Origin of the sequence: Segatella sinensis, from assembly GCF_040095255.1 — a bacterium.
Taxonomy (GTDB): domain Bacteria; phylum Bacteroidota; class Bacteroidia; order Bacteroidales; family Bacteroidaceae; genus Prevotella; species Prevotella sinensis.
Map to the genome: position 1 here is coordinate 130,170 of NZ_JBBNGE010000002.1, position 9,635 is coordinate 139,804.

The window sequence follows — 9,635 nt, forward strand, 5'->3', positions numbered from 1 at the left end:
GATATTTCTGATAGAAGATGCTGTCTCTTTATCTAATGATGGCTATTTTGCAGACGGTACCTTTCTCTCCGTTGCTGGTAGCGGTTTCCACCATATAGATTCCGCTAGCCACTCTTCTGCCTTTCAGGTCGTTGCCGTTCCAGGTATAGGTGCCGCCGTTGCTTCTGCCCTGGTTCACCAGGGTTCCGCTGGTACTGACTATCTTCACATCCGCATCCAGCGACAGACCGGTGATGGTGATGAGTCCTGTATAGTCTGGCTTTACCGGGTTCGGATAAGCCCATACATTGTCTTGGGTCATCTCTTCGTTGGTGGCGGTAGCATCGCTCATATAGGAGCAGAGACCCTTGTTGGTTCCGATAAACACCTCACCGGTAGCATCGTTGATGGCGAGCGATTCGATGTTGTTCGACAGCAGCTTGCTGTTGGTTGCCGTGAAGTGATGAATCTGCTCCATATTGTCGGCGCTGATGAGATAGATACCGTTGTTGCTGGTACCAAACCATTTTCTGTTTGCCTGATCCACCGCCATGCAGGTAATATCCACACCACCCAGCAGATAGTCGGCATAATTGGTACCGTCGTTTCTCGGCACTTTCACCTGGGTAAGCGTTGGCTGCGTGTCATCCAGGAAATGCGGAGTGATGTAGAAAGGTCCCTGGTCGGTTCCTATCCACAGATTATGCTCCAGGTCTTCCTTGATGCATCTGATATAATAGAGATTGATTTCCGCACCATCCTGATTGGTGAAAGGCTTGCTGAACATTTTCACTTCATCGGTTTCCGGCTGATAGCAGACGATGGCTGGAGTTTCATGGTTGTCATTCACGAACCAGAGCCTGCCCTGCCTGTCCTTCATCAGACCCGTCATCGCCGAAAGACTGTAGCCGTTCGCATTCAATGTCTTCTGGTCGTGGGCTATCAACTGGTTGTCTTTCATCTCGATGATGGAGCGGTGGGTAGCCTGGCTGTTGAGAATCCACAGCTTTCCGCTTTCATCCGATAGCAGACTATGTACCAGCACATAGTTGTTGTCCAGTACCGTTCCTCTATCCACGGCAGCTTCCAGGATACTGTTGTCCTTATTATAATAATGTGTCAGTTTGCCGTCCGTAAACTCATAGAGTCCGGTTCTGCCCGAAGCAAACACGTGGTTCGGATCGTGGATATCCGGTTCTACACAGTTGATATCCTGATACTGGTAACCCGTCGTATTCCTGATGTCATCCTGATAGATGGTCCAGTTATCCCGGTTCAATACCTGGATGGTACCGGGACGGGTATCAAGAGAAATTCCCGAAAGAAAGGCACCGCCGCAGGTATAGAGCTGGTTGTGGATAAACTTCATATACCAGAAATGATTATACTTCGGACCTCCCGGCTGCAAGCTGCTTACCAGCTTCATCAGTTCGCTCTTGTCCTCTTTCTTGGGAGCGGTGTAAGCCCCCACCTTGCTCCATCGGTTTCTGTCGAGCAGGTTGTCAGAGAGGGCAGCGCGATAGGTACCCTCCTCCTGGCTGTAGGCATAGATCTGGTTATCCCTGATTTCGCACCAGTTCACCTTGAATCCCAGAGTATAAGTATCGCTGATTTCCCCCTCCGCCATATTGAGCTTGATGATGCCCAGTCCATAGCAGAGATAGGCGAATTTGCCATACATATAGATACCGTTGATGGTCTTGTCGCCCGTGATGGTGGCAGCATAGTAATCCGGCAGATTCTGCACGCTCCAGTTCTGGGTGTTCATCAGATCGATATTGGCATTGCTGTAGAGGATGAGCAGCCGCTTGGCAGTCTTGTTGTAAGCGATGTGCTGAATATCGCAGTCGTTCAGAAAGTCCATCTTGCTGAAGGTCTGAATGCTCTGGTCGTTTCTGTTGTAGGCATAGAGATTGCTGGAAGCCTGCACGAAAATCCAGTTGCCGGCTTCTTCTATTTCCTGCACTTCGCTGTACGCCATGTAGGCTTTCCAGTCGCCGATGGCGGCGCTGCTCTGGAAAGCGGCAACCTGAAGGATCAGGAACGAGAGGAGTATCCATATTTTCTTTCTCATATATCTAAATGTATATAATATAATAACTTATATATATTAAACATAAAAATACTGGGTTTATTGCCTGTGAGCCTGGCTTTTATTGACAGACTCAGCAGCGGAAAGAGATACTGGCAAGGTGGATAGAGATGCCATCTTTTCAGCTTGTGGGCATAGTCGATGATTTTGGAATAGCCCTGCAGTTCATTCCTGAACTGATAGAGGGTGCGCAGGCTTTCCTCTGTTTTATAGAGAAACGACATGTTGCCTATAAAGTGTTCATAACCCAGTGGATTATCCACGTGAAGAATCGGTATGTGATTGTCTTTTAGATTCTTGCCCCAAAGCACATCTTCATATCCATAGTGGGAAAACCGTTCATCGAATGGGTGTTTCAGCAGGATGCTTCGCTTCACGATAAAGTTGGAGGTGTGAAAGTCTGCATAGGGGTTAGCCTGTCGCTGGAGATGATTTCCGTTCTGCGTGCCGGCTGATTCGAAAATGTATCGCAGGTTATATTTCAGCCGTTCTCTGGTTTCAGCATCCCGCTTTATCTGATATCCTCCATAGACCACATCACTTTCTTTTTCTTTTAGATAATTGGCAAGATACTGATGGCTGATCACGTTCATGTTGCTGTCGATAAAAAGCAGCCAGGTATATTTCGCCTCCCTTGCCAGGAAGTTGCGGATGGCAGCCCTGCCCACGTTCTCTTTTCTCTCGATGTAGCGGCAATGGGGGAGGGTGTTGATGATACGGTTGCCTTCTATGGTTCTTTCATCTGTAGAACCATCATCGGCGACTAATATTTCGTATTCGAAATGAGAGGATAAAGAGAGTGAATCAGAAGATGAATACAATAACGATGCTTGAGCTTGCAGGGATTTTACAAGCTCAACGCATACATTATTATATGTAGGGATTAATATCGAAAGGGTATTAATCATTTTTGTTCTTTAAGTATTCAGCCAGTTTAGCCACGGCTCTGGCTCTATGGCTGATGCCGTTCTTGATTTCCTCACCCAGCTGGGCGAAACTCTGGTCGTAGCCTTCCGGTACGAAGATCGGGTCGTAGCCGAAACCTTCGGTGCCATGCTTTTCGGTAGCGATAGAACCGTTTACGATGCCGTCAAACTGATGGATTTTCTTGATGCTGGTGCAGCCGCAAGGGCAGACATCCTTCTTCTCGATGTAGCAGATCACGGTACGGAATCGGGCCTTTCTGTTCTCCTTTCCATTTAGTTCTCTGAGCAGTTTAGCCATGTTTGCCTCGCTGTCGTGGTCGGTACCTTCAGCATAGCGGGCGCTGTGAACACCCGGCGCACCATCCAGCGCCTCTACTTCCAGACCAGTATCATCGGCAAAGCAGCTCAGGTGATAATGGTCGTAAACATACTGCGCCTTCTGCAAGGCATTCTCCTCCAGCGTATTTCCTGTTTCAGGAATATCCACATCGCATCCTATCTCCTTCAGCGAAACCACCTCGTAGTCGCTGCCCAGGATGTCGCGTATTTCCTGGAGCTTATGCTGGTTATTGGTTGCAAATACTATCTTCATAATCACTATTTGATTTTCTTAATGTCTTTCTCCTTGATTTTCACTTTCATTTCATCAAATCCCTCGCCATACACACCGATGACTGCACTCTGGCTGACAAAGGCATTCGGGTCGATGATCTTGACGATACGGAAGATGGTGACGCTCTCGTTCTTCTTTGCCAGGATACAGAGCACCTTCATCTCATCGCCGGTGTACCAGCCGTGACCATCAAGAATCGTCACACCATGATCCATCTGCATACCGATGGCGTTGGCTATCTCCTGATATTTCTTGCTGAATATCATGAATTGCACACTCTCTCGCTTGGCATTCATCACATAGTCGAGTACCAGATTCTCTATCACCATCGTACAGAGACCGAATACTACCTTTCTTACTGCATCAATCGTAGTGAATTCCGGTTTAGCATTGAAGACGAAGAAGGAACTGCCCACGATGACGAGGTCCACGAAGATGAGCACCCGTCCCAGCGAGATATTATGGTATTTGTTCACGATGGCGGCGATGATATCCGTTCCTCCCGTACTTCCATTGTGCAGGAAGACGATGGCGAGCGACAAGCCTGTAAACAGACAGCCGATGATGAGCGACATGAAGTCCTGTCCCTCTCCCAGCACCTGTACCATCTTGCCGTCTTCACCTATCATCAAGTCTTGTGCCAGAGCCAGGAATAGGGAGAGCATGATGATGGCATAGACGGTCTTCACCATGAACTTGAATCCCAGAATCTTCAACGCAGCCAGCAGCAAGGCGGCATTGATGAGAAAATAAGACAAATAGATAGGTATCCCCGTGCCGTAGTAAATCACGGCTGCGATACCCGTTACGCCACCTGTTACTATCTGGTATGGAAGCAGAAAGATGGTCCATCCAAATGTGTAAAGCAACAGACCCAATGTAATGTAGAAATAGTCCTTGATTTCGTTCTTAATTCTCTGACTGATTGCTATTTGCATAATATTTTCATCGTATTTTAAAAGTACTTAAGGAGTTAAAGGGAGTTAAGAAGTTAAGACAACAGCTTTTGTTTTCGTATATCTTCTATTGACAGGATATACAATTGTCTTAACTCCTTTTACTCCTTAACTCCTTAACTTCCTGTTATCAGTAAATTACTTTTTCAACACAACGTTGACGATCTTCTTTGGTACGATGATCACTTTCAACACGTTGAATCCTTCCAAGTACTTCTGGCTCTTCTCGTCTGCCAATACCTGCTTCTGGATTTCCTCGTTAGGAGTATCCACAGGGAAAGTCATCTGGAAGCGAGCTTTACCGTTGAAGGAAATGGTGAGCTGCATATCGTTCTCCTTCAGATACTGCTCATCATACTTAGGCCATGCAGCATCGCAGACGCTGCCCTGCTCGCCAAGTGCTGCCCACAACTCTTCTGCGATGTGTGGAGCGAATGGAGCGATGAGGATCACGAGGTCTCTGAGCAGTTCTTTGTTGCGGCATTTCTGCTGACCGAGCTCGTTCACGGCAATCATGAAGGCTGAGATAGAAGTATTGTAAGAGAACTTCTCAATATCCTCGCTTACCTTCTTGATGAGCTTGTGAACGCTCTTCAGACTCTCTGGCTTCGCAGCCTCGTCGGCTGATGGAAGGAAGTTGTCGGTGCGGTTCTCATAGAACAAGCCCCAGAACTTCTTCAGGAAGCGGTGGCAACCGTCGATACCGTTGGTATCCCAAGGCTTGCTTGCCTCTACAGGACCCAGGAACATTTCGTAGAGACGCAGGGTATCAGCACCATACTTCTCGACAATCATATCTGGATTAACCACGTTGAACATACTCTTAGACATCTTCTCGATGGCCCATCCGCAGATGTACTTGCCATCCTCCAGGATGAATTCAGCGTTCTGATACTCAGGGCGCCAAGCCTTGAATGCCTCTATATCCAAAACATCGTTGCTTACGATGTTTACATCTACGTGGATAGGAGTTACGTCGTAATCCTTCTTCAGGTTCAGGCTTACGAATACAGGAGCCTTATCGTGGTCATCGCTGTTGATGCGATAAACGAAGTTAGAGCGACCCTGAATCATACCCTGGTTCACCAGCTTCTGGAATGGCTCTTCCTTGCAGCTTACGCCGAGGTCGAAGAGGAACTTGTTCCAGAAACGGGAGTAAATCAGGTGACCGGTAGCATGCTCGCAACCACCTACGTAGAGGTCCACGTTCTGCCAGTACTCATCAGCTTCCTTGCTTACGAGTGCCTCGTCGTTGTGAGGATCCATGTAGCGCAGGTAGTAAGCAGAAGAACCTGCGAAACCTGGCATGGTGTTGAGCTCCAGTGGGAATACGGTCTTGTTATCTACGAGACTCTTGTCAACCACCTCTTTCTTCTCAGTATCCCAAGCCCACTTCTTAGCTCTGCCCAATGGTGGCTCGCCAGTCTCTGTAGGCTTGTATGTCTCAATCTCAGGCAATTCGAGTGGCAGGCACTCCTCTGGAACCATCTGTGGCATTCCGTCCTTGTAATATACAGGGAATGGCTCACCCCAGTAGCGCTGACGCGAGAAGATGGCGTCGCGGAGACGATAGTTTACCTTTACTCTACCGATGCCCTTCTCGGTAACAAACTTCTTGGTAGCTGCGATAGCCTCCTTCACGGTGAGTCCGTTCAGAGAGAAACCGTCCATGCTGCTCTTGCCTGCTACAGGTGAGTTGGTTACGATACCTTCCTTGGCATCGAAGCTCTCCTCTGAAACATCAGCACCCTCGATAAGAGGAATGATAGGCAGGTTGAAGTGCTTGGCAAAGGCGTAGTCACGGCTATCGTGAGCAGGCACAGCCATGATGGCACCTGTACCATATCCTGCCAATACATATTCTGAAATCCATATTGGAATTGCCTCACCGGTGAATGGATTGATAGCGTAGCTTCCTGAGAATACACCGGTTACGCTGTGGTTAGCCATACGGTCCAACTCGGTACGCTTCTTCACGTAGTCGAGATACTTCTCTACCTCTTCCTTCTGCTCGGCAGTAGTTACCTGCTGAACATACTCGCTCTCTGGAGCCAGAACCATGAAGGTTACACCAAACATGGTATCGGCACGGGTGGTGAAGATGGTGAACTTCACGTCGCTGTCCTTTACAGAGAATACTACCTCTGTACCCTCAGAACGGCCAATCCAGTTCTTCTGGGTTTCCTTGATACTATCGCTCCACTGGATGGTCTCCAAACCGTCGAGCAGACGCTGAGAGTAAGCAGATGTTCTCAAACACCACTGCTGCATCTTTTTCTGGATGACAGGATAACCGCCACGCTCACTTACGCCGTTTACTACCTCGTCGTTGGCAAGCACAGTACCGAGACCTAGGCACCAGTTTACCATCGTCTCGCCGAGGTAAGCGATGCGGTAGTTCATCAGGATCTGCTGCTTCTTCATGTCGTCGAAGCTGTTCCACTCCTCGGCAGTGAAGTCGATCTGCTCGTTCTGAGCCACGTTCAGGTCAGCAGAACCCTTCTCCTCGAAGTGCTTGATGAGCTTCTCGATAGGCTGAGCCTTCTGGCAGCTGTTGCAGAAGAATGAGTTGAACATCTTCTGGAAAGCCCACTGAGTCCAATGGTAATACTTAGGGTCGCAGGTACGAACCTCGCGGTCCCAATCGAAGCAGAAGCCAATCTTGTCGAGCTGCTCGCGGTAGCGGTTGATGTTGGCTACGGTAGTAACCTCTGGGTGCTGACCTGTCTGGATAGCATACTGCTCAGCAGGCAAACCATAAGCATCGTAACCCATAGGGTTCAGTACGTTGAATCCGTTCAAACGCTTGTAGCGTGCATAGATATCGCTAGCGATATAACCAAGTGGGTGACCTACGTGCAAACCAGCTCCTGATGGATAAGGGAACATGTTGAGCACATAGAATTTCTTCTTGTTTTCATCCTCAGTCACCTTGTAGGTCTTGTTCTCGACCCATTTCTGGTGCCATTTCTTCTCGATTTCTCTGAAGTTGTATTCCATTGTCTTTATCTAATTATTTTGTTTCTTTTCTTAAATATAATAAGGTAAAACCCCATTCAAGGTGCAAAATTACATTTATTTTAGCACATTACAAAATAAAATGCAAGTTTTTTATGATTTTAATGCCTGGGCATGCTAGTATTGCCCTTTCCGCAGTATGATGTGGAATACGTCACCAAGCTACTGGCGGCTTTCAATTCCGAGAGCCACCCAGAATATTATTCTTTAACTATCATTTTTATGTAAACAAATCATCCATGGTGAGTTGCACCTGTGCTATTGCCGAATGAGCTGTAGGACGAATACCAAACGTAGTTATCAAAGTAGGCAAGATGCCATGACGTACTCCCGTCTCTTCTACGAAATCAGCCATACGAGTTCTTATACGAAGCTCTTCCTCCTTCGTTATGCTATAAGGAGACTGCGAATACTTGATTTCACAGAGATTTATCAGATGGTCAGCTCGCTCTATCAGCAAGTCTATCTGCGCCGCAGGTGTAGAGCACTTGCTTCGCCAGGAATAATACTCCGTATAGATTTGCTCAATGCCTAAACTCTTCTTTATCTGAGGAATATGCAACATACAGATACGTTCAAATGCCAAGCCATACCATGTGTTTTGGCGAGGCTTGCCCATCTGATGCGTCCAGTAAGCTACATCCGTGGTACCAGGATGACAGAAGGACATATAAAATAAGGTGTATAAGTCCGTGAGCTGGTAAATCTGGTCTTTTTGCTTGATTTTCTTTTCACGCGTATTATAACCTCTTACAAAGTCACAGTTGATCAATTCCCGAAGCACCTTGGTCAATGTTCCACCCGACTTCAAATTCAGATGCGTAGAAATTTCCTTGCGAGTCATGCCTTGCTTACATTTTGCCAGCGTTTTTATCACTCTCATATAGATTTCCGAGTTTCGGAACAAAGAAGAATACAACCTACTATACTCTCGTTTCAGTTCACCACGTTCAGCAAAGAACAATCGATTTACATTAGCCTCCACACCTTGCGTCTTGTCCAGCAAGCTCAGATAGTAAGGCACTCCACCCATCATGCTATAAATCTGTAAGATGGAAAGACGTGACCACAAGAATCCATTCGCCTGGAGATACTCCTCCGTCTCACCTAGTGTGAATGGAGCCAAGTACATCTCATGCGTAATACGATTATGAAGTCCGCCATGGCTATCTATGAGATTAGAAATCATCCACGATGTGGCACTGCCACAAACCACAAGCATAATCTCATTCTGATTAGCCGCCCAACTATTCCAAAAATGCTCAAAAGCCTGCTGGAAATTAGACTTGGGAGTATCAAGACAAGGCAACTCGTCTATAAAAAGCAGTATGCGCTTACCTCCCAACTTCGACTTCAGCATTTGCTTCAAAATCTCAAATGCCTCTGTCCAATTAGAAGGCAAAGGCAGCTTTGGGTCGCCAAATTCACGCAAAGCATAGCCAAAATTAGACAATTGAGCCTCGGCTGGTGCATCAATAGACCCAGACATCTCGAAGGCAAATTCATCCTTGAATAGATTATGCACCAGATAAGTCTTGCCGATGCGCCTTCTTCCATACACTGCCACAAACTCAGCCTTTCCTGAATGGTAATACTCGGTAAGCTGTCTAATTTCCGTTTTTCGTCCTATAATTTGCTCCATATCGCTTGAATAAGATAATTTGTTACGATGCAAAAATACGATAATTATTTGAAAAATCAAACGATACTTTAGCCAAATCAATGTTTTTTAACTCGATTTGGCTAAAGTATTCCTTATATATTAGCCAAATCGGTGCTTTTTTGTCCGATTTGGCTAAAGTATCGCTTGCCCACTATTTCTTAGTTCATCCCTGCATATCCCAATTATTATAATAAAGTACAATTATCTGTGCTTATGAGATGCTCGGTAAAAGAATGCTTTTAAAAAAGATATGCCCTCTTGCTTCGCAGCAAAAGGGCATACGCTTAGTTTTCATTTATAGAATAGTGAGCCCACTTTAAAAAGTAAGGCCTGTTTAAAATGTTTATATTTCATGATAATAATCTTCGATTTATGCTGTTATCTGGAA

Annotated in this window: 6 protein-coding genes; all 6 read right to left on the reverse strand. The window is 46.5% G+C overall.

Annotation, left to right across the window (positions count from 1 at the left end; genetic code table 11):
• Positions 1–28 precede the first annotated feature (28 nt).
• The 6 genes from porZ to AAAT87_RS01250 all read right to left on the reverse strand — a co-directional run bounded on the left by porZ (position 29) and on the right by AAAT87_RS01250 (position 9,226).
• Positions 29–2,053, reverse strand: coding sequence for a type IX secretion system anionic LPS delivery protein PorZ (gene porZ, locus AAAT87_RS01225; protein WP_349225404.1), 2,025 nt, complete (start codon positions 2,051–2,053; stop codon positions 29–31).
• Positions 2,050–2,979: a glycosyltransferase family 2 protein gene (locus AAAT87_RS01230; protein ID WP_349225405.1), complete on the reverse strand. Its 930-nt coding sequence runs from the start codon at positions 2,977–2,979 to the stop codon at positions 2,050–2,052. The genes porZ and AAAT87_RS01230 overlap by 4 nt, the downstream gene beginning before the upstream one ends.
• Complete coding sequence (locus AAAT87_RS01235; RefSeq protein WP_153128618.1) at positions 2,972–3,589, reverse strand: non-canonical purine NTP diphosphatase; 618 nt, start codon at positions 3,587–3,589, stop codon at positions 2,972–2,974. Before AAAT87_RS01235 ends, AAAT87_RS01230 begins: the two co-directional genes overlap by 8 nt.
• 5 nt (positions 3,590–3,594) lie before the next feature.
• On the reverse strand, positions 3,595–4,548 hold the full coding sequence (locus AAAT87_RS01240) for a YitT family protein (RefSeq protein ID WP_349225406.1): 954 nt from the start codon (positions 4,546–4,548) through the stop codon (positions 3,595–3,597).
• Between the two features lie 156 nt (positions 4,549–4,704).
• Positions 4,705–7,566 carry a leucine--tRNA ligase gene (gene leuS, locus AAAT87_RS01245; protein WP_349225407.1) on the reverse strand — a complete coding sequence of 954 codons (2,862 nt, stop codon included), beginning with the start codon at positions 7,564–7,566 and terminating at the stop codon, positions 4,705–4,707.
• A 238-nt stretch (positions 7,567–7,804) separates the two neighbouring features.
• Positions 7,805–9,226 carry an AAA family ATPase gene (locus tag AAAT87_RS01250; protein WP_349225408.1) on the reverse strand — a complete coding sequence of 474 codons (1,422 nt, stop codon included), beginning with the start codon at positions 9,224–9,226 and terminating at the stop codon, positions 7,805–7,807.
• Positions 9,227–9,635: the final 409 nt, after the last annotated feature.

What these genes read in the sequence shown, in the direction of transcription:
- porZ (WP_349225404.1), bottom strand. Translation starts at nt 2,053, where the DNA reads ATGAGAAAGAAAATATGGATACTCCTCTCGTTCCTGATCCTTCAGGTT.
- AAAT87_RS01230 (WP_349225405.1), bottom strand. Translation starts at nt 2,979, where the DNA reads ATGATTAATACCCTTTCGATATTAATCCCTACATATAATAATGTATGC.
- AAAT87_RS01235 (WP_153128618.1), bottom strand. Translation starts at nt 3,589, where the DNA reads ATGAAGATAGTATTTGCAACCAATAACCAGCATAAGCTCCAGGAAATA.
- AAAT87_RS01240 (WP_349225406.1), bottom strand. Translation starts at nt 4,548, where the DNA reads ATGCAAATAGCAATCAGTCAGAGAATTAAGAACGAAATCAAGGACTAT.
- leuS (WP_349225407.1), bottom strand. Translation starts at nt 7,566, where the DNA reads ATGGAATACAACTTCAGAGAAATCGAGAAGAAATGGCACCAGAAATGG.
- AAAT87_RS01250 (WP_349225408.1), bottom strand. Translation starts at nt 9,226, where the DNA reads ATGGAGCAAATTATAGGACGAAAAACGGAAATTAGACAGCTTACCGAG.